Origin of the sequence: uncultured Selenomonas sp., assembly GCF_963528755.1 — a bacterium.
Lineage (GTDB): Bacteria > Bacillota > Negativicutes > Selenomonadales > Selenomonadaceae > Selenomonas.
This window is the reverse complement of record NZ_CAURXA010000001.1, coordinates 174,600-193,655: the sequence shown is the minus strand read 5'-3', so window position 1 is coordinate 193,655 and position 19,056 is coordinate 174,600. Positions and strand designations below refer to the sequence as shown.

General features: G+C 58.1%; 20 protein-coding genes, 1 other RNA gene and 2 riboswitches. All 21 genes read right to left on the bottom strand.

The window, feature by feature from the left end; all coding sequences use genetic code 11:
- Nucleotides 1-11: 11 nt before the first annotated feature.
- The 21 genes from rplC to RWS31_RS00795 all read right to left on the bottom strand — a co-directional run bounded on the left by rplC (nucleotide 12) and on the right by RWS31_RS00795 (nucleotide 19,021).
- Nucleotides 12-671, bottom strand: coding sequence for a 50S ribosomal protein L3 (rplC, locus tag RWS31_RS00895; RefSeq protein ID WP_006191718.1), 660 nt, complete (start codon nucleotides 669-671; stop codon nucleotides 12-14).
- A 15-nt stretch (nucleotides 672-686) separates the two neighbouring features.
- Complete coding sequence (gene rpsJ, locus RWS31_RS00890) at nucleotides 687-1,040, bottom strand: 30S ribosomal protein S10 (protein ID WP_006191717.1); 354 nt, start codon at nucleotides 1,038-1,040, stop codon at nucleotides 687-689.
- A gap of 179 nt (nucleotides 1,041-1,219) precedes the next feature.
- A complete protein-coding gene (tuf, locus tag RWS31_RS00885; protein ID WP_314595359.1) occupies nucleotides 1,220-2,407 on the bottom strand; it encodes an elongation factor Tu in 1,188 nt (395 codons plus the stop codon).
- Between the two features lie 19 nt (nucleotides 2,408-2,426).
- On the bottom strand, nucleotides 2,427-4,505 hold the full coding sequence (gene fusA / locus RWS31_RS00880) for an elongation factor G (RefSeq protein ID WP_314595358.1): 2,079 nt from the start codon (nucleotides 4,503-4,505) through the stop codon (nucleotides 2,427-2,429).
- 39 nt (nucleotides 4,506-4,544) lie between these two features.
- Nucleotides 4,545-5,015: a 30S ribosomal protein S7 gene (gene rpsG / locus RWS31_RS00875; RefSeq protein WP_006191712.1), complete on the bottom strand. Its 471-nt coding sequence runs from the start codon at nucleotides 5,013-5,015 to the stop codon at nucleotides 4,545-4,547.
- A gap of 42 nt (nucleotides 5,016-5,057) precedes the next feature.
- Nucleotides 5,058-5,435, bottom strand: a complete 378-nt coding sequence (gene rpsL, locus RWS31_RS00870; protein ID WP_006191709.1) for a 30S ribosomal protein S12 — start codon at nucleotides 5,433-5,435, stop codon at nucleotides 5,058-5,060.
- A gap of 94 nt (nucleotides 5,436-5,529) precedes the next feature.
- Nucleotides 5,530-5,793, bottom strand: a complete 264-nt coding sequence (locus tag RWS31_RS00865) for a ribosomal L7Ae/L30e/S12e/Gadd45 family protein (protein WP_314595355.1) — start codon at nucleotides 5,791-5,793, stop codon at nucleotides 5,530-5,532.
- A gap of 174 nt (nucleotides 5,794-5,967) precedes the next feature.
- Nucleotides 5,968-6,771 carry a CRISPR-associated endoribonuclease Cas6 gene (cas6, locus tag RWS31_RS00860; RefSeq protein WP_314595352.1) on the bottom strand — a complete coding sequence of 268 codons (804 nt, stop codon included), beginning with the start codon at nucleotides 6,769-6,771 and terminating at the stop codon, nucleotides 5,968-5,970.
- Nucleotides 6,772-6,800: 29 nt separating this feature from the next.
- The gene (gene yfcE, locus RWS31_RS00855; protein ID WP_314595350.1) at nucleotides 6,801-7,358 is read right to left on the bottom strand and encodes a phosphodiesterase; all 558 of its coding nucleotides are present in this window, start codon (nucleotides 7,356-7,358) and stop codon (nucleotides 6,801-6,803) included.
- A gap of 12 nt (nucleotides 7,359-7,370) precedes the next feature.
- A complete protein-coding gene (gene ribE / locus RWS31_RS00850) occupies nucleotides 7,371-7,838 on the bottom strand; it encodes a 6,7-dimethyl-8-ribityllumazine synthase (RefSeq protein WP_009645130.1) in 468 nt (155 codons plus the stop codon).
- Nucleotides 7,839-7,850: 12 nt separating this feature from the next.
- Nucleotides 7,851-8,465, bottom strand: coding sequence for a DJ-1/PfpI family protein (locus tag RWS31_RS00845; RefSeq protein WP_314595348.1), 615 nt, complete (start codon nucleotides 8,463-8,465; stop codon nucleotides 7,851-7,853).
- A gap of 36 nt (nucleotides 8,466-8,501) precedes the next feature.
- The gene (locus tag RWS31_RS00840; RefSeq protein ID WP_314595346.1) at nucleotides 8,502-9,716 is read right to left on the bottom strand and encodes a bifunctional 3,4-dihydroxy-2-butanone-4-phosphate synthase/GTP cyclohydrolase II; all 1,215 of its coding nucleotides are present in this window, start codon (nucleotides 9,714-9,716) and stop codon (nucleotides 8,502-8,504) included.
- A gap of 50 nt (nucleotides 9,717-9,766) precedes the next feature.
- Nucleotides 9,767-10,420: a riboflavin synthase gene (locus tag RWS31_RS00835; RefSeq protein WP_314595344.1), complete on the bottom strand. Its 654-nt coding sequence runs from the start codon at nucleotides 10,418-10,420 to the stop codon at nucleotides 9,767-9,769.
- A gap of 3 nt (nucleotides 10,421-10,423) precedes the next feature.
- The gene (gene ribD, locus RWS31_RS00830; RefSeq protein ID WP_314595343.1) at nucleotides 10,424-11,527 is read right to left on the bottom strand and encodes a bifunctional diaminohydroxyphosphoribosylaminopyrimidine deaminase/5-amino-6-(5-phosphoribosylamino)uracil reductase RibD; all 1,104 of its coding nucleotides are present in this window, start codon (nucleotides 11,525-11,527) and stop codon (nucleotides 10,424-10,426) included.
- A gap of 186 nt (nucleotides 11,528-11,713) precedes the next feature.
- Nucleotides 11,714-11,827: riboswitch (FMN riboswitch) on the bottom strand.
- 121 nt (nucleotides 11,828-11,948) lie between these two features.
- Nucleotides 11,949-12,599, bottom strand: coding sequence for a C40 family peptidase (locus RWS31_RS00825; protein ID WP_399553723.1), 651 nt, complete (start codon nucleotides 12,597-12,599; stop codon nucleotides 11,949-11,951).
- Between the two features lie 18 nt (nucleotides 12,600-12,617).
- Nucleotides 12,618-12,787, bottom strand: a riboswitch (cyclic di-AMP (ydaO/yuaA leader).
- Nucleotides 12,788-12,814: 27 nt separating this feature from the next.
- Nucleotides 12,815-13,173: RNase P RNA component class A (rnpB, locus tag RWS31_RS00820), an RNA gene on the bottom strand.
- A gap of 117 nt (nucleotides 13,174-13,290) precedes the next feature.
- Nucleotides 13,291-14,085: a Nif3-like dinuclear metal center hexameric protein gene (locus RWS31_RS00815; RefSeq protein ID WP_314595339.1), complete on the bottom strand. Its 795-nt coding sequence runs from the start codon at nucleotides 14,083-14,085 to the stop codon at nucleotides 13,291-13,293.
- Nucleotides 14,079-14,774 (bottom strand): class I SAM-dependent methyltransferase, encoded by a 696-nt coding sequence (locus RWS31_RS00810; protein ID WP_314595338.1) that lies wholly within the window; start codon nucleotides 14,772-14,774, stop codon nucleotides 14,079-14,081. The genes RWS31_RS00815 and RWS31_RS00810 overlap by 7 nt, the downstream gene beginning before the upstream one ends.
- Before the next feature lie 29 nt (nucleotides 14,775-14,803).
- The gene (gene rpoD / locus RWS31_RS00805; RefSeq protein ID WP_009645128.1) at nucleotides 14,804-15,931 is read right to left on the bottom strand and encodes an RNA polymerase sigma factor RpoD; all 1,128 of its coding nucleotides are present in this window, start codon (nucleotides 15,929-15,931) and stop codon (nucleotides 14,804-14,806) included.
- 78 nt (nucleotides 15,932-16,009) lie between these two features.
- Complete coding sequence (dnaG, locus tag RWS31_RS00800; RefSeq protein WP_314595336.1) at nucleotides 16,010-17,794, bottom strand: DNA primase; 1,785 nt, start codon at nucleotides 17,792-17,794, stop codon at nucleotides 16,010-16,012.
- Between the two features lie 219 nt (nucleotides 17,795-18,013).
- A complete protein-coding gene (locus tag RWS31_RS00795) occupies nucleotides 18,014-19,021 on the bottom strand; it encodes a deoxyguanosinetriphosphate triphosphohydrolase (RefSeq protein WP_314595335.1) in 1,008 nt (335 codons plus the stop codon).
- Nucleotides 19,022-19,056 lie beyond the last annotated feature (35 nt).

Genomic DNA, 19,056 nt, shown 5'->3' with positions numbered 1-19,056 from the left:
CTCCTTCCAGATTATTTTTCCGCCTTTTTCGGCTTGTCCGGCTTGACCGTGGCACGAACCACGACAAGACCCTTCTTCGGGCCCGGGATTGCGCCCTTGATGAGGATGAGGTTGCGCTCCGCGTCCACACGGACGACGGAAAGACGCTGCACCGTGACCCTCGCATGACCCATCTGGCCAGGAAGCTTCTTACCCTTCAAGACGCGGCCGCCATGACCGCTGATCATCGCACCCGTCGAGCCGGGTTCTCTGTGCGACTTCGAACCGTGACCCATGGGGCCGCGCGCGAAGTTGTGGCGCTTGATCGTACCAGCGAAACCTTTACCCTTCGAGGTGCCCGTCACATCGACGAGGTCGCCGGCAGCAAATATGTCAACGCCGATGGTGTCACCGACGTTATATTCCGAAGCATCAGTAAGACGCATCTCGCGGATGAAGCGCACAGGCGCGACTCCCGCCTTGGCGAAGTGACCTTTCAGAGGCTTCGTAACCCTCTTCTCCTTGACTTCGCCGAAGCCGATCTGGACGGCGTTGTAGCCGTCGTTCTCCACGGTCTTGTTCATGATGACAACATTGTTACCTGACTCGACAACCGTGACAGGGACGACAGTGCCCTCTTCCGTAAAGATCTGCGTCATGCCAAGTTTTCTTCCCAAAATAGCTTTCGACATAAATTCCACCTCCCCTTACAGCTTGATCTCGATGTCCACCCCGGCCGGCAGGTCAAGGCGCATCAGTGCGTCCACCGTCTTGTTGGAAGGATCGAGGATGTCGATGAGGCGCTTGTGCGTGCGCATCTCGAACTGCTCGCGCGAATCCTTGTTGACGTGCGGGGAGCGCAGGATCGTGTAGATGTTCTTCTCCGTGGGGAGCGGAATCGGACCCGACACACGAGCACCCGTCCTCTTCGCGGTATCGACAATCTTAACCGCGCTCTGGTCGAGAGCCTTGTGATCGTAGGCCTTCAAACGAATACGGATTTTCTGCTGTTTCGACAATGTTTTTTCCTCCTTGTCGTCCGGACTCCATGGCCCAAACATTTCTCCGCAGCAGTTCCCTCGGCTCTGCCGAGCCATCTGCCGCGTCATCGCATGGGAGCAATAAGGAAGCGCTGAACTTGTCAGTGATTCCAGAAATGAGATAAATACACAAAGCCTTTATAAAGGGCTGCGAGACCGCAGCCCTTATAAAAGCCTTTATGATGTTGGAAACCTTTGCTTTAGCCCTCGATCTCCGTCACGCGGCCGGCGCCGACCGTATGGCCGCCCTCGCGGATCGCGAAGCGCAGACCCTTCTCGATGGCAATCGGCGTGATGAGCTCAACTTCCATCTCGACATTATCGCCAGGCATGACCATCTCCGTGCCCTCGGGCAGGCGGACAACGCCCGTGACATCCGTCGTGCGGAAGTAGAACTGAGGACGATAGTTCGTGAAGAACGGCGTATGACGGCCGCCCTCTTCCTTCTTGAGGACGTAGACCTGAGCCTTGAACTTCGTGTGCGGGTTAATCGAGCCGGGCTTCGCGAGAACCTGGCCGCGGACGATGTCCTTGCGATCGACACCGCGCAAAAGAGCGCCGATGTTGTCGCCGGCGACAGCCGTGTCGAGCATCTTGCGGAACATCTCGATGCCCGTAACAACCGTCTGCTTCGTCTCATCTTCGAGACCGACGATCTCAACCGTATCGTTGAGCTTCAGCTCACCGCGCTCGACGCGGCCCGTTGCGACCGTGCCGCGGCCCGTGATCGTGAAGACATCCTCAACCGGCATGAGGAAGGGCTTCTCCGTATCGCGCGTCGGCGTCGGAATGTACTCATCGACAGCATCCATGAGCTCGAGAATCTTCTTCTCCTGCTCCGCATCGTCCTCAAGAGCCTTGAGCGCAGAACCTGCAATGACCGGAATATCGTCGCCAGGGAACTCATAAGCCGTGAGGAGGTCGCGGACTTCCATCTCGACAAGCTCAAGAAGTTCAGGATCATCAACCTGGTCAACCTTGTTGAGGAAGACGACGATCGCCGGAACGCCGACCTGGCGGGCCAAGAGGATGTGCTCGCGCGTCTGCGGCATCGGGCCGTCGGCGGCGCTGACGACGAGGATCGCGCCGTCCATCTGAGCAGCGCCCGTGATCATGTTCTTAACGTAGTCGGCGTGGCCCGGGCAATCGACGTGCGCATAATGACGCTTGTCCGTCTCGTACTCGACATGCGCCGTGTTGATCGTGATGCCGCGCTCCCTCTCCTCCGGAGCCTTGTCGATGTCCGCGTAGTCCTCGAACTGAGCCATGCCCTTCTTGGACAGAACCTTCGTGATTGCTGCCGTCAGCGTCGTCTTGCCGTGATCGACGTGGCCGATCGTACCGATGTTGACATGCGGCTTGGTTCTCTCAAACTTCTGCTTTGCCATATTGTTTTTTCCTCCCTCGTTACTCGCCCTTGTTCTTGGCGATGATAGCCTCGGCTATATTCTTAGGAACTTCATCATAGTAAGAAACTTCCATGGAGTAGTTCCCTCGACCCTGTGTCTTGGAGCGCAGATCCGTCGAATATCCGAACATCTCGGACAGCGGAACGAACGCATTGATGACCTGGGCGCCGTTTCTCGCTTCCATGCCCTCGATGCGGCCACGGCGTGAATTGATGTCGCCCATGACATCGCCCATATACTCTTCCGGCACAATGACCTCGACCTTTACATAAGGCTCGAGGAGCACCGGATTCGCCTTCTCAGCACCATTCCTGAACGCCATTGAGCCGGCGATCTTGAACGCCATTTCCGAAGAGTCGACCTCGTGGTACGAACCGTCGTAGACCGTGACCTTGACGTCGACCATCGGATAGCCCGCGATGACGCCGTTGTCCATAGCCTCGCGCACGCCGTTCTCGATCGGGTTGATGAACTCCTTCGGAATGACACCGCCGACAATCTTGTTCTCGAATGTGAAGCCTTCGCCCGGCTCCTGCGGCGTGAGCTCGAGCCAGCAATGACCATACTGGCCATGACCGCCCGACTGACGGACAAACTTGCCTTCCGCCTTTGCAGACTTGCGGATCGTTTCGCGGTACGCAACCTGCGGATTGCCGACATTGCAGTCGACCTTGAATTCACGCAGCATGCGGTCAACGATGATTTCCAAATGAAGCTCGCCCATGCCCGAGATGATCGTCTGACCCGTCTCCTGATCCGTGCGCACACGGAACGTCGGATCTTCTTCCGCCAACTTCTGCAAGGCGATGCCCATCTTCTCCTGATCGTTCTTCGTCTTCGGCTCGACCGCGACCGAAATGACCGGGTCGGGGAACTCCATCGACTCAAGAATGATCGGTTTCGACTCATCGCACAGCGTGTCGCCCGTCGTCGTGTCCTTCAAGCCGACGGCAGCAGCGATGTCACCGCTGTAGACCGTATCAAGCTCGGCACGGTGATTCGCGTGCATCTGCAGGATGCGGCCGATGCGCTCCTTCTTGCCCTTCGTCGAATTGAAGACATAAGAGCCGGAAGAAAGCGTGCCCGAGTAGACGCGGAAAAACGCGAGCTTGCCGACGTAAGGATCGGCCATGATCTTGAACGCGAGCGCCGCAAAGGGGCCGTCGTCCGTCGAATCGCGATGATCCTCTTCGCCCGTATCAGGGTTGACACCCTTGATCGCAGGGATGTCGATCGGTGCGGGCATGAAGTCGACGATCGCATCGAGCATCGGCTGTACGCCGCGGTTGCGGTACGAAGAGCCGCATGTCACCGGCGTCATCTTGCAGGCGATCGTCGCCTTGCGGATGGCCTTACGGATCTCATCTTCCGAGATTTCCTCACCGCCGAGGTACTTCTCCATGAGGTCGTCATCCTCTTCGGCGACGGCTTCGAGGAGCTTGTCGCGGTATTCGTCGGCGATATCCTTCATATCATCGGGAATCGCCACCTCATCGGCGACCTTTCCAAGGTCGTCCTCATAGATGATCGCTTCCATCTTGATGAGATCGACGATGCCGGAGAACGTATCCTCCGAGCCGATCGGCAGCTGGATTGCCACCGGATTTGCCTGCAGGCGCTCCTGCATCATCTTGATGACGTTAAAGAAGTCCGCGCCCGTGATGTCCATCTTGTTGACATAAGCCATGCGCGGGACATTGTACTTCTCCGCCTGACGCCAGACCGTCTCCGTCTGAGGCTCGACGCCGCCTCTGGCCGTCAGGACGGCAACAGCGCCATCGAGAACGCGCAGCGAGCGCTCCACCTCGACTGTGAAGTCAACGTGACCGGGCGTATCAATGATGTTAATGCGATGATTCTTCCAATGGCAGGTCGTCGCAGCCGACGTGATCGTGATGCCGCGCTCTTGTTCCTGCGCCATCCAGTCCATCGTGGCAGCGCCATCATGAACCTCACCGATCTTATGTGTAATGCCCGTATAGAAGAGGATACGCTCTGTCGTCGTTGTCTTTCCGGCATCGATGTGAGCCATGATGCCGATATTGCGAGTTTTTTCCAGAGAAAACTCTCTTGCCACTTATTATCGCTCCTTAACTAGTTGAGATACTGCTTGGGATTACCAACGATAATGAGCGAATGCCTTATTAGCCTCAGCCATCTTATGCGTATCTTCTTTTTTCTTGATCGCCGCGCCCGTATTGTTCGCTGCGTCCATGAGCTCGCCCGAAAGCCTCTCATCCATGGTCTTCTCGCCGCGCAGCCTCGCGTAGTTCACAAGCCAGCGAATGCCGAGCGTCATGCGGCGATCGGGACGGACCTCGACCGGCACCTGATAATTCGCACCGCCGACACGGCGCGCGCGCACCTCGAGAACCGGCATGACATTCTTCAGCGCCGTCTCGAAAACCTCCAGAGGATCCTTGCCCGTCTTGGCACGAATCGTCTCAAACGCATCGTAAACGACGCGCTCGGCAACACTCTTCTTGCCCGAGAGCATCACCTTGTTGATAAATTTTGTAACCGTCTTGGACTTGTATACCGGATCCGGCAACACGTCACGTCTGGGTACGGCACCTTTTCTTGGCATACTTACCCCTCCTGGCTATAATCTCTTCTCAGAAAAAGCGTCTCACTTCTTCTTCGCGCGCTTCGCGCCGTACTTCGACCTCGCCTGACCGCGATCCTGAACACCTGCCGTATCCAGCGAACCACGGATGATGTGGTAGCGGACACCAGGCAGATCCTTGACACGGCCGCCGCGGATCAAGACAACGCTATGCTCCTGCAGATTATGGCCAATACCGGGAATGTATGCCGTCACCTCGATGCTGTTCGTCAAGCGAACACGGGCGACCTTACGGAGAGCCGAGTTCGGCTTCTTCGGGGTCGTCGTGTAGACCCTCGTGCAGACGCCGCGCTTCTGCGGGCAATTCTTCAGTGCCGGTGCATTCGATTTCTCCTGCATGCTCTTGCGGCTCTTGCGAACCAGCTGATTAATTGTAGGCATTTGATGCACCTCCTTCCTTCATATTGAGAATTTATTATTTATAATTACTCCGCCGCAGCTCCTTGAGCCGCTCGCCTTGCGGCAGGCGAAGCATTTACCGACCTGAGGCATCGCTCTTGAGTACGGCCGCCGCAGCGGCGCCGACCTCGATGGAGCAAGCCTTTCCAAGCTCCTGCATCGTGGGGACATGCACGACTTGCACGCCGATCTCACTCGCGAGATCGAGAAGCGGCTGCGTCACGCGCTCATCCGCATCGTCCGCCAAAAAAACGGCGTCCGCACGGCTCTTCTGCACGGCCTTCGTGACCTGCTTGACCCCGATGACCCGCTCCGCGTCCCTCAGCGATTTCAACGTCATGCAGCTTCCCTCCCAACGCACGATTCCTGCTCAGTGTCAGGCACCTATATATATTAACAAAAGGGAAAAACTATGTCAACACTTTATTTTATCGGCATTTTTATGTACACTGCGCCTCGTGTGTCATAAATGAAATGATGAGCCGAGCTCGAAAGAGAGATCGGCTCACCATTTTCACCGACACACAACCCTCGTCTCGCCGAATCCTTGTCCCGTAAGTCTGCCGACGCCGGAGAAGTTGGCGAATTGGGCGAGAAGAAGGAGTGCGTGCTGCTCTTCTTCATTCAAAGCCGTAACATCGTAGCTGAACCTGCCCGAGAACGCTAGCATGCCGCGGTCGCCGCCGAAGTAGACGCGGCGCGAGCTGCCGTGCCATTCTGCCAGAAGCGCCTTCGCCGCCGCCTCGCGAACCCAGGCGCGATCCATCTCCACGGGCATGGAGGCTTGCTGCCACTTGTCGGCAAGCGACGAAAAGATGAAGACGGGATCGGGCGTCGGATAGTCCTTATCGTCGCGGCGAAAGGCGACGGGCGAGAGGAAGCGCAGACGAAGTTCCGTGATGCGCCCTGCGCCAAGCGCCGCGCCGACAAGCTCCATCTCATCGACGACGCCCGAATCCTCTGTGCCGTCCGCCTTGACTTTCTCGACGCGAAGCGGCAAATTCCCCGCTTTCAGAACCTCGCCCGTGCGAACATAGAGCGCTGCCTGCAATACGTCCTCCCGAAGCGCCGTGACGCGCCAGCTCAGGCTCTCGCCCCTGGCGATCGCGCGATAACCGCCCTCGTCTTTTTCCTGCCGCCACTTGAGAAGCGACACGGTGAACGGCTTTACGTTAAGCGCCTCATGGACATAGGTGGAAAGCTCCGCCGAATATCCTTCCATAATCTTGAAGAACAGCCCATGCAGCCAACGTCCGTGAAAAACTGGCACATGGGCAGTATCTTCTGCCCGCAGCCGATAGACGACAGCGCCGATCATTTACTTCATCCTCTCCTGCGCCGCATCTTTCAAAATTTCAATTCCATCAGCACTTCATCCATATCGAGGTCGAGGATCGTGATCTTTTCATCCGTCATTAAAGCGATGGTCGCCCTGCCGTCCTCGCGCTTCGACAGAGACGGCGAGCCGGGATTGACGAACACGGTCGCACCGCGCTTTTCGAGGACGTTCGTGTGGATATGCCCCGTGATGAAGACGTCGGCGCACATCGTGCGTGCCGCCTCATCCTTGGCGGCGTCGCTCTCGATAAGATGCCCGTGCGTCGCGACGATGCGCTTGCCGCCCGCAAAAGCGTAGGCGTAAGGCGTCTGAATCGGCGTCTTGAGCACGAGCTGGTCGACCTCGGAATCGCAGTTGCCGCGGCAAATAAGGACGGGCGGCACGCTCGCGTTGATCTTGTCGGCGAGCCTGGCGGGATTGTAATCTTCGAGCATCGGATTGCGCGGGCCATGATAGAGCACGTCACCCGCGTGGATGATGAGGTCGGCGTCGGAAAAGTGCTTCTCGTAGGCAAGCTGCCAACGTTTCTCGCAGCCGTGCGTGTCGCTGATGATGCCGATTTTCATGACCTCGCCCCCTCAGCCGATCTTCTTCAGCAGGCTTGCAAGCTCCATCGCCGCCAGGGCGCAGTCCGCTCCCTTGTTGCCCGCCTTCGTGCCCGCACGTTCGATCGCCTGCTCGATGTTCTCCGTCGTCAGGACGCCGAAGAGCGTCGGCACGCCCGTCGAAAGCCCGACCTGCGCGACGCCCTTCGACACTTCATTGCAGACATAATCATAATGCGTCGTCGCGCCGCGAATGACCGCGCCGAGACAAATCACGGCATCGTATTTGCCGCTCTCGGCCATCTTCTTGGCAACAATCGGAATCTCGAACGCGCCCGGCACCCAGGCGACGTCGATGTCATCCTCCTTCGTCTCGTGACGATGCAACGCATCGAGCGCACCGCCCAAGAGCTTGCTCGTGATGAACTCATTGAAACGCGCCGCCACGATGCCGATATGAAGCCCCTTGCCTGTAATAAAACCTTCGATCGTTTTTGCCATGATTATCTCTCCTTAATTCTGCTCTATCGCTGTAAAACGATTACGCATAGCCGTATTATAATACCCTAATTTATGTAGAGCATACCAGTCCTCGATCAGAGCCTCATCCGCAACATGCAATGCGAGCAAGACTTCTCGGGCAAATTCCAACGGTGCAGAACCATTGGCTGTAACCGTATTCTTGTCACAAACCGCCTGTTTGGACTGAAAATGCACCGCACCTTTATACTGCGAATCTCCCCACTGCAGCTCAGACAAACTGTTTCCCGTGTGCTTCACAGCATTCAAAGCACCCGCCGCAGCCAAAAATCCTACTGCATCACAAATACCGCCTAACAATCTGCCATTTTGCGAACAATGCGTTACCAGAGGAAACAGTTTCCGTGCGCATTCTTCACGCCACCGCATTCCTCCAATCAAAAGCAATGCCGCATAATCGTCTGGCACAGTATCTATCGTATAGTCTGGTATCGTCTGAAGTCCACCGATGGAGCGCACACTTTGTGTCGAAAGCGAAACCGTCTTGATTTCAAATTTTCCTTGACCAAGCAGGTGAACCCCCGACGAGATATACGCAGCTTCCCAATCAGCATATTCTTCAAGAAGCACCAATAGAATTGTTTCCATTATTTTTCTCCCATGCTTCAAACCACGAAGTCATTATCATTTCCCCAGATCTTCATCGTTCAAAAGGTGTCCCATCTTGACTTTCTTGACGCTCAAGTAGCGCTTGTCGAACTTGTTCGCCTTGACGACAAGCGGCACGCGCTCAACGATTTCGAGGTTGTATCCCTCAAGTCCCGCGCGCTTGGCGGGATTGTTCGTCATGAGGCGGATGCTCGTCAGGCCGAGATCGGAAAGGATCTGTGCGCCAATGCCGTAGTCGCGGAGGTCGGGCGCGAAGCCCAGTTCGACGTTCGCCTCGACGGTATCCGCGCCTTTGTCCTGCAGTTCGTAAGCGCGCATCTTGTTCGCGAGGCCGATCCCGCGCCCCTCCTGGCGCATATAGAGCACGACGCCCTCGCCTTCCTTCTCGATATTCTTCAAGGCAATGGCGAGCTGGTCGCCGCAGTCGCAGCGCAGCGAGCCGAGCGCGTCGCCCGTCAGGCATTCGGAGTGGACGCGCACGAGCACGTTCTTCTTGCCCGCGACATCGCCCTTGATGACAGCGATGTGGCACTTGCCGTCGAGCGTGCTCTCATACGCCTTGATGCGGAAGTGACCGTAACGACTCGGGAAGTCGACGTCGGCAACCTGCTTGACGAAACTCTCCGTGCGCTTGCGGTACTCGATGAGCGATTTGACCGTGATGATGTTGAGTCCGTGCTTTTTCGCAAATTCTTTCAACTCGGGCGTGCGCATCATGTGCCCGTCGTCCGCCATGATCTCACAGCAAAGCCCCGCGGGATAGAATCCTGCCAAGCGTGCGAGATCCGTTGTCGCCTCCGTGTGGCCCGTGCGCCGCAGCACGCCGCCCTCGACAGAACGCAGCGGGAATACATGACCAGGACGGCGGAAGGACGATGGCCTCGCTTTCGGATCGAGCAAGAGCTTGATCGTCTGGCAGCGTTCGAAAGCCGAGATGCCCGTATCCGTATTGTAGGCGTCGATGGAAACCGTGAACGCCGTCTCGTGATTGTCCGTGTTGTTCACGACCATCTGCCCGATATTCAGCTCATCGAGCCGCTTGCCGTCGATCGGCGTGCAGATCAGCCCCTTCGCGTACTTCGCCATGAAATTGATGTCCTCAGGCTTGACCGTCGCCGCCGCGACGATGAGATCGCCCTCGTTCTCACGATCTTCGTCATCCACGACGACGACCATCCTGCCGTACTTGATATCCTCGATTGCCTGCTCCACCGTTGCAAAATCTGACATATTACTGCATCTCCTTATCTCTGGGAAGTACGAATAATTTCCGCACTCCCTTAAAATCCCTGCTGTCGCAGAAAATCCATCGTTATTTTGCCCGCGCTCTTCGGCGCGTCGCTTTCTCCCTTTATGCGCGCTCCCGGAAAAAGTTTCTCCACATACTTGCCGAGGATATCCGTCTCGATATTCAATCGGCTGCCGCTGCGCTTTTCGCGCAAATTCGTGATCTCCCGCGTATGCGGAATCAAGCTGACCGTGAAGTCCGCCGCACTCACGCGTGCCACCGTAAGGCTAATGCCGTCGAGCGCGACCGAACCCTTTTCTACAATGTAGCGCAGGATGTCGGCATCTGCGCGTACCGTCAAGAGGATGGCATTTCCCTCCTCCTGCATGGCGGCGATCGTGCCCACACCGTCGATATGGCCGCTGACGATGTGACCGCCAAGGCGGCTTCGAAGCGTCAGGGCGCGCTCCAAGTTCACGCGGCTGCCGCGCTTCAGCTCTGCAAGCGACGTGCGCCGAACCGTCTCGGGCATGACATCCGCCGTGAAATGCGCCGCATCGAAGTGCGTGACCGTCAGGCAGATGCCGTTGACCGCGATGCTGTCGCCGAGCGCGACGTCTTCGAGCACCTTTTCAGCGCGTATGGCAATCTCACCGCCCGCAAGGCGCTCCAATGCGCCGACCTCTTCAATGATTCCTGTAAACAAAGGCTACCTCGCTCCCTTCGCCACATAGCCCGTGAGGAGGATGTCCGCACCGACCTGCTCCACCGTCAGTCTTGTCAGAAGTGCGGCATCGGCAAGTTCGGCGAATCCCGCGCCCTCGACGGGCGTCAGAGCTTCCTTGCCGCCAACAATCTTCGGCGCGATGAAGGCATGAATCTTGTCGACCAGCCCCGCCGCCAAGAGCGAAAAGTTCAGCGTGCCGCCGCCCTCAACGAATACAGAGGTCAGGTCGCGCGCCGCGAGCAGGCGCATAAGCGCGTCAAGATCGACACGCTCACCCTCGCCTGCACGGACGATCTCGACGCCCGCCGCTTCCAAAGCTGCACAACGCTCCTCGGGCGCGGCGCATGTCACGGCGATGAGCGTCTTCGCCGCACCGTCCTGTACGATCTTCGCTGCGAGCGGCGTGCGCGCGCGGCTGTCGACGATGACGCGCACGGGATTCCTGCCCGTACCGTCCGCCAGACGCGTCGTCAACGATGGATCGTCGGCGAGCACCGTGCCGATGCCAACGACGATGGCGTCCGCCACGTCGCGCATCTCATGCACGCGCCGCCGCGCCGCTTCGCCCGTGATCCACTGCGATTTCCCCGCTGCCGTCGCAATCTTACCGTCGAGCGTCATCGCCGTCTTGAGCGTGACGAAGGGCAGTTTCTCTGTCACCCATTTGAGATACGCTTCATTGAGCCGCCGCGCCTCTTCGGCGAGCACACCGACCGTCACCTCGACGCCCGCCGCTTCGAGCATCGCCTTGCCGCGCCCTGCGACGAGCGGATTCGGGTCGAGCATGGCGGTGACGACGCGCTTGACGCCTGCCTTGATCAAGGCCTCGGCACATGGCCCCGTGCGCCCGTGGTGCGAGCATGGCTCCAGCGTCACATAGGCAGTCGCGCCGTGCGCGAGATCGCCCGCCATGGCGAGCGCGTGCACCTCGGCGTGCGGCGTACCCGCCTTGCGGTGCCAGCCTGCGCCGACAATGCGCCCCTCGCGCACGATGACGGCACCGACAAGCGGATTGGGCGAGGTGCGCCCCAAGGCATTCTTAGCGAGCAGAAGCGCCTCGCGCATAAAGTCCTCGTCCTGCTGCATCTCTCCACCTCCTTCCTGTTCTTACCATGAAGCCCCAAGAGGTCAAGCCAAAGGCGCAGACCGATTGGCTAGGCTCCTGTAAGGGCGGCGCACAATGTCCACAAAGTGGACGTTTGTGCGTGTAGTTTTTGCACAAAAAAAGACCGCAAAAAGAACACTCTTTTCACAGTCTCCGTAACGCAACTTGCACGTCTTTTCCCATCCAGACTATACTGTCGGCTTCGGAATCACACCGAATCTGCCAAAAGGCTCGCGGGCTATACCGCCGGTGGGGACTTCCACCCCGCCCCAAAGACTGCTCTTCTGCTAGAAAGAATACCATAGGACTAGGATATTTGTCAAGTTCATAAGCTGAGACGCCGGACATCCTATCTATGCGCACAAAAAAAAGAAGGAGGCTTGCAGCCTCCCCCAAAAAAGATTACATTACCCTGCGAGCCCCGATGTAGCAGGACCCCCAGTACGAGCTGTAAAGCGAATCAATCGCCACGCCACGGCTCGATGATGCGTTGATGAAGTTGCCGTCACCGAGATAGATGCCGACATGCGATGCACCATAAGTGTACGTCGTGAAGAACACGAGATCGCCGGGAATAAGCTCATCAGTCGAAACGGGAGTACCCACCTCGAACTGCTCATCCGCCATGCGCGGCAGATAGATGCCGGCGTTAGCGAACACATAACGCACATAGCCCGAGCAGTCAAAACCGCTCGGCGTTGTGCCGCCGAATACATACGGCACACCGAGATACTGCATCGAATCCGAGATGATGCGGCGTGAAATATAGTTCGAACCGCGGCTCACTTCCGGCATGTTTTTGCCGAGAAGCGCCGAGTATGTCGCCGAGCCGACGAGGCCGTCCGCCTCAAGGCCGTGCGCACTCTGGAAAGCCTTGACCGCCTCTGCCGTTGCGGGGCCGAAATCGCCGTCCGCCGCCACGTCATATCCAAGGCTCGCCAACCGTCCCTGAATCTCCGCTACATCGCTTCCCTGGTCTCCGATTCGGAAAGCCGAAGCCCCCGCAACAGAAAACCCACACATCAAAACCATGGTCAGCACGAAAATACGCATTACTCTACTCAAATAGACACTCCCTCTCTGATTTCGCCTACGAGGTTAGCTGCCGGGTTAGGGAAGAGAACACCCTTTTTGACGCGACTGGAGAGCAACCTTATCCCTGCCGTCCTTCTGCCGCCTCATCATTCACCCCAAAAACTATGGTTCCCCCGCTCCTGAGCTGGATTCGGCTTTTCTTCGCTGATGCGTATTAGCTCCTCGTTGTTTTGCTCGCTGGGCGTCCTATAAGCCGGGTTCTGTGCTGCCTTACGGCAGTGGCAATCATTTATCTGGACCGCCCGTTGCCGGACGGCTCAAGCGACGCTACCCGGAAGGTCGGCGGGCCGCCTCATCCCTTCCCTATTCGGTCTTGCTTCGCGTGGGGTTTGCCTAGCCAGCCAGTCACCTGACTGCTGGTGCGCTCTTACCGCACCTTTCCACCCTTGCCAACACGGCTTATGCCATGCGGCGGTCTAAGTCTCTATGGCACTTTCCCTAGGGTTGCCCCCGCTGGACGTTATCCAGCACGCTGCCCTCTGAAGCCCGGACTTTCCTCAGGCGAAACGCCCGCGATTGCCCGGATGCTCAGCAAACTCACAACGTGACCATTATACCAGTTGCCCAAGGATTTGTCAAACGATTCGAGGCACATGCAAACAATTATTATAAGAGAACACTAATTCTATTTTCTCCATTTATCATATATCTAGTTAATAAACTTGAAAAAATCACTAGATTTTGTTTCAGCGACAATTTCCACACCATCGCCAAGTTCCTTCTTCAACCGTTCAGCAAGACGGGCAACGATCGGCTGCTCCGTCGCGAAATGCCCGGCATCAAGAATATGGATCCCAAGACCTATGGCGCGTTCGGCATCGTGATACTTGACATCGCCCGTCACATAGACGTCGGCGCCCTTGGCCGCCGCCCTGCCGATGAACTCTGCACCGCTGCCGCCGCAGAGGGCGACACGGGAAATCCTGTGAGCGCCTGCACGCACAATGCGCATCGACGAAAGCCCCAATTTCACCTTGACGCGTGCAGCAAAATCATCCAGGGAAAATTCCGCATCAAGCGAGCCGATGCGCCCAAGACCCGGCTCGCTGTCTGCCGCGCCTTCGGCAAGCGGCACAACTCCCTTCAATTCCAACTTTTCAGCGAGCACATCATTGACGCCGCCCACCGTACTGTCGAGGTTCGTGTGCGCGGCAAAGACAGCGATGTCCGCCTTAATCAGACGCGCGATCTTGCGTCCCGTCGCATCGTCCGTGCGCACTGCCTTGAGTCCGCGAAAAATAAGAGGATGGTGCGCGACGATCAGATCGCAGCCATCCTCGATTGCACATTCCACCGTTTCCTCGCGCACATCGAGCGCGACGAGGATCTTCCTCACTTCATCGTGCGGCGAGCCGACGAGGAGTCCGGGGTTGTCCCATTCCTCTGCCAAGCGGCGCGGCGCGATGCGCTCCATCGCTTGCATAATGTCTTGCAACTTTACCATATAAGCTTTTCCTCCAATGCAGCGGCCTTTTCTCCGAGTGCACGATACGCCGCCCCTTCCCTTGCACGCGCACTCTTTCCCATGCCTTCTCTCGCACGGCGCACACGAAAAAGCAGCTGCTCGATATGTTCTTTCAAGAGCGGCGGCTTCTTCTGCCAAAGGCAAGGGCCGATCTCCAAGAGGATCGGCTCTGGCTTCTCCTTTTTCCCTCGCCTTGCCAGAAGGATCTCATAGAGCCTGCCGCCCGCACGCACAAGGCTTTCCTCCGCGATGTGCCAGCCGTTGTCATAGAGCCAGGTGCGAAGCTCCGCCGCATCGCTCTGCGGCTGCAGGACGAGGGTTTCCAGCGTCTGCAGCACGGCAGCACCGTCCGTGAGGATGCGCGCGATCAGCGAGCCTCCCATGCCCGCGACAGCGACGCTGTCGACCTCGCCAGGTGCAAGCGCCGCAAGACCATCACCGAGGCGCACCTCGACCGTCCGCGCCAGCCCTGCCGTCCGCACGGCTCGCCGCGCCGCCTCAAAAGGCCCCTCGTTCACATCGACGGCGATCGCGTGTGCAATCTTTCCCGCAACGACGAGGGCGAGCGGCAGTTTCGCATGATCGGTGCCGATATCGGCAAGGCGTGCACCCAAAGGCACGAAAGCGGCGACGGCCGCAAGACGCTCATCGAGTTCTGGCACCGTCACCGCCCCTTTTCATCTTTTTCGGCATCCAATCAATCGAGAAAGTCCTTGAGCTTGCGGCTGCGGCTCGGATGCCGCAGCTTCCGGAGAGCTTTCGCCTCGATCTGACGGATGCGCTCGCGCGTCACGCCGAAGTTCTGTCCGACCTCTTCAAGCGTGCGCGCCCTGCCGTCGTCCAGACCGAAACGCAGGCGCAGGACGCGTTCCTCGCGCTCCGTCAACGTGTCGAGGACTTCTTCGAGCTGCTCTTTGAGGAGCATGAAGGATGCGGCCTCCGCCGGCGCAGGCGCGTCCTGATCCTCGATGAAGTCGCCGAGATGGGAGTCCTCTTCCTCGCCGATCGGCGTCTCTAAGGAAACCGGCTCCTGCGCAATCTTCATGATCTCGCGCACGCGCTCCACGCTGATCTCCATAGCCTCGGCGATTTCTTCGGGCGACGGCTCCCGGCCAAGCTGCTGCAGGAGCTGGCGTGAAACGCGAATGAGCTTATTGATCGTCTCGACCATGTGGACGGGGATGCGGATCGTACGCGCCTGATCGGCGATAGCCCGCGTGATCGCCTGCCGAATCCACCACGTCGCATAGGTACTGAACTTGTAGCCCTTGTTGTAGTCGAACTTCTCGACCGCCTTGATGAGGCCGAGATTCCCCTCCTGTATGAGATCGAGAAACAGCATGCCCCTGCCGACATAGCGCTTGGCAATGCTCACGACCAGACGCAGATTCGCCTCCGCCAATTCCTTCTGCGCTTCCTCGTCGCCCGCTTCCATGCGCTTGGCAAGAGCGATTTCCTCATCTGCGGAAAGGAGAGGCACGCGGCCGATCTCCTTCAGATACATGCGCACGGGATCGTCGATGCTGATGCCCTCGGGAATACTGAGATCGATATCCACTTCTTCCTCAGCCTTGTCCTCGTCTACCTCCGCTTGTGCACGGTTCGAATCATCCACAATCTCGATGCCCTTGTTGCTGAACGTCTCATAAAGGTCGTCGATTTCATCCGGCGTGAGTTCCTGCTCCTGCAATGCCGTCATCAGCTCACCGTAAGTCAGCACGCCGCCGTTGCCCCGCCCTTTTGTGAGAAGGCTCGACACGATGGCAGAGCTCTGCGTCGGCTTCTTCTCCACGTCGAGAACCGTCTTGTTCGCTTTCTCAGCCATGGAATCGCGCCTCCTTTCTGCTGCTCATTTCGTCATGTCGGGCAAGGACGCCCGCTTGGGAAAATGCCTTTGTTTTGCTCATAGCCCTTCCATTTCGTTCTTTATTCGCTGAATCTGCGCTAATTCCTGCAAGAACCGCGCATCATTTTCCTTTTCCCATCGATCAGCGCGCCGCGTATGCTCCTCAAAGAGCTGCGCAAGATACGTCCTGCGCAAGCGTCGCATGGAGTCATCGTAAGCCTCCAGCGCGTCCATCGTCCCCGTGTCCTCGGCAAGCGATCGACTGATCTCCGTCGCGACCGCCTCGGAAAGCTCCGCCTGCGCACGCGCATCCGTCGGCCTCTCGCCCGCAAGATGAAGTCCATAGAGCCACGCGAGTGCCTTTGACTGTTCCTCTGTCGAAAAAGCCTCGAACGGCACGAGGGAGACAATATGCTCCGTGACAGCCGGATCATGCCACGCTGTCCGAAGCACGATCCGCCCTGCACGCTGCAGGATATCGTCCGCCTTTTCGAAGGCGCGCCGCGTCATCTCTCGCACGGCAGCGGGCGGCGCAGAAGATCCTGCCGCCCGGCCAAGCTCGGCGCGTATGAGCCCTTCGTCGAGCGTCAGTTCACGCGCCGTGCGCACGATATAACCATCAAGTTCCGCAGGGCTTTTCACCTCGGCGAGCACGGGCAGAAGCGCCGCGAGTGTATCGAGCCTGCCCTGCAGGCTCTCCTTGTCCGCCGTCTCCAATACGCGCACCATGCGGTATTCGATGAAGGGAAGCGCCGCTTCGACGAGTTTTCGAAAAGCCGCCTCGCCATGTTTTCGGATGTATTCGTCGGGATCTTTGCCGTCGGGCACGCGCAGCACCTTGACCGTCGCCCCCGCCGCGCGCGCGACGGAAAGCGCGCGAAGCGTCGCCTCCTGTCCCGCAGCATCGCTGTCATAGCAGAAGCGCAGTTCCGGCGCATAGCGCAGCAGAAGCTTCGCCTGCTCTGCAGTAAAAGCTGTGCCGAGGGAGGCGACGACGTTCTCTATGCCCGCAGCCGCAACGGAAATCGCATCCATATAGCCCTCGACGACGATAGCGAATCCCGCGCGCGCGATGGCGCGATGCGCTCGATCGAGACCAAAGAGCAGCCGTCGCTTGTTGAAGATCAGCGTCTCGGGCGAGTTCAGATATTTCGGCTCGCCGTCTCCCAAGATGCGTCCGCCGAACGCCACCACGCGCCCTCGCGCGTCGCGGATCGGGATGATCACGCGATTGCGAAAGCGGTCGTAATGACCCGCGCCCTTCTGCCGCTTCGCCGCCAAGCCGCTCTCTTCAAGGAGCGCAGCAGGCACGCCGCGCCTCTCGAAGGCGACGGCGAGCTTGTCCCATGCGGGCGGCGCATAGCCGATGCCGAAAGCCTCGATGACGCTCTCGCCGATGCCGCGCCCCGCGAGGTAGGCCTTCGCCGCCTCGCCGTAATGCGTCTTGGTCAGACAGTTGTGAAAAAAGGTCTGCGCCATCTCATGCACGCGGCGAAGTTCCTCCGCCTTCTTGTCACGCGCGATTTCCGCTGCACTTCTCTCTCTTTGCGGCAAAGGAATATTGAGCTTTTCCGCCTGCAGTTTGATTGCCTCGAAATAGGGGATGTTCTCGATAAGCGAGAGGAACTTGAATACGTTTCCTCCGACGTGACAGCCGAAACAATAAAAAAATCCCTGCTCGGGAACTACCGAAAAAGACGGCGTGTTCTCGTGGTGAAACGGGCAGCAGCCCCAATAACGATTTCCTTTTTTCTTCAATGCAACATAGGAGGAAACGACGGCAACGATGTCGGAATCTGCGCGTACGCGCTCGACAAAGGCGTCCATCGCCTCATTCCTCATGCTTTTTCACCCTTCGCTGCTCCCTCTCCTTGATTTTCTGCGATTTTTCTACCGTCTTGAAACGAACGAGCCACGCGGAACATCCACTCAAATTCCACTAAATTTTATATTCCCTATAAATTGAAAATATCCTCTTTTTTTCCGTTACGCCAAAAAATTTTGCCGAAATCTGCTGCAGCGGTACAAGCACGAAAAACCACAAAAGTTCCGTCCTGAAAATCACGCATCGCCCGGCACGGAAAAGCCGACGGGCGGCATGAAGATGCGTGCAAACGTATGCACGGCATAGTTGTCACTGAGTCCCGCCACATAGTCGACGACGGTCTGCTGCCTGCCCCAGCGCGTTTCATAGCGACGAAACTCCTCGGGCAGTTCCTCGAAATGTTCCATGTAGTGCGCGTAAAGCTCGCGCAGCACGAACACCGCCTGCTTCCTCTCACGCGCCAGCCGCTCCGAATGGTAGATATGCTCGAACATGAAGGCCCGAAAAGCATCCATGACCTCCTGCATGGCAGGAGAGAGCGCAATGTCCTCCCGCTTCTCTGAATGCACAATGAGGTCGGAGACCATGCCCGTGATCATCTCCGACGTCGTATGCCCGAGCTTCGCGTAAACGAGCGTCGGCAGATCGCCCGCCTCAAGCATACCCGCGCGCAGACTGTCGTCGTAATCGTGGCAAAGGTAGGCGATGCGGTCGGCAATGCGCACAATGCGCCCTTCAAGTGTCTTCGGCAAGTGCTTTCCCGTGTGGTTGACGATGCCGTCCTTGACCTCGAAGGTCAGATTGAGACCCGCGCCATCGCGCTCCAAATACTCGACGACGCGCAGACTCTGCTCGTTGTGCGCGAAGTGTCCGATGATCTCCGCCATCGCCGCCTCGCCCGCATGACCAAAAGGCGTATGACCGACGTCGTGACCGAGTGCGATCGCCTCCGTCAAATCTTCGTTGAGGCAAAGTCCTCGCGCGATCGTGCGGGCGATCTGCGACACCTCCAAACTGTGCGTCATGCGCGTACGGTAGTGATCGCCCGAAACGATGTAAACCTGCGTCTTGCGCTTCAGACGCCGGAACGCTTTCGAGTGCAGGATGCGGTCGCGGTCGCGCTGAAAGTCCGTGCGGAAAGGGCACGGTACGATCGGTGCTCGCCGCCGGCTCTCCCTGCTCTTCGCCGCAAGGGGGGAAAGTATTTCATACTCCAACGCCTCACGTTTTTCCCGTATCGTCATTTGTCCGCCTCCTCTTCCTGCTTCTCCTCCATTAT

Coding starts and splice junctions, on each gene's coding strand:
- RWS31_RS00865 (WP_314595355.1), bottom strand. CDS start 5,793: ATGACGTTGAAATCGCTGAGGGACGCGGAGCGGGTCATCGGGGTCAAG.
- rpsG (WP_006191712.1), bottom strand. CDS start 5,015: ATGCCAAGAAAAGGTGCCGTACCCAGACGTGACGTGTTGCCGGATCCG.
- RWS31_RS00795 (WP_314595335.1), bottom strand. CDS start 19,021: ATGACGATACGGGAAAAACGTGAGGCGTTGGAGTATGAAATACTTTCC.
- rpsJ (WP_006191717.1), bottom strand. CDS start 1,040: ATGTTTGGGCCATGGAGTCCGGACGACAAGGAGGAAAAAACATTGTCG.
- ribD (WP_314595343.1), bottom strand. CDS start 11,527: ATGCAGCAGGACGAGGACTTTATGCGCGAGGCGCTTCTGCTCGCTAAG.
- tuf (WP_314595359.1), bottom strand. CDS start 2,407: ATGGCAAAGCAGAAGTTTGAGAGAACCAAGCCGCATGTCAACATCGGT.
- RWS31_RS00845 (WP_314595348.1), bottom strand. CDS start 8,465: ATGGAAACAATTCTATTGGTGCTTCTTGAAGAATATGCTGATTGGGAA.
- cas6 (WP_314595352.1), bottom strand. CDS start 6,771: ATGATCGGCGCTGTCGTCTATCGGCTGCGGGCAGAAGATACTGCCCAT.
- RWS31_RS00825 (WP_399553723.1), bottom strand. CDS start 12,599: ATGCGTATTTTCGTGCTGACCATGGTTTTGATGTGTGGGTTTTCTGTT.
- yfcE (WP_314595350.1), bottom strand. CDS start 7,358: ATGAAAATCGGCATCATCAGCGACACGCACGGCTGCGAGAAACGTTGG.
- RWS31_RS00840 (WP_314595346.1), bottom strand. CDS start 9,716: ATGTCAGATTTTGCAACGGTGGAGCAGGCAATCGAGGATATCAAGTAC.
- ribE (WP_009645130.1), bottom strand. CDS start 7,838: ATGGCAAAAACGATCGAAGGTTTTATTACAGGCAAGGGGCTTCATATC.
- rplC (WP_006191718.1), bottom strand. CDS start 671: ATGTCGAAAGCTATTTTGGGAAGAAAACTTGGCATGACGCAGATCTTT.
- dnaG (WP_314595336.1), bottom strand. CDS start 17,794: ATGAGGAATGAGGCGATGGACGCCTTTGTCGAGCGCGTACGCGCAGAT.
- rpsL (WP_006191709.1), bottom strand. CDS start 5,435: ATGCCTACAATTAATCAGCTGGTTCGCAAGAGCCGCAAGAGCATGCAG.
- rpoD (WP_009645128.1), bottom strand. CDS start 15,931: ATGGCTGAGAAAGCGAACAAGACGGTTCTCGACGTGGAGAAGAAGCCG.
- RWS31_RS00815 (WP_314595339.1), bottom strand. CDS start 14,085: ATGGTAAAGTTGCAAGACATTATGCAAGCGATGGAGCGCATCGCGCCG.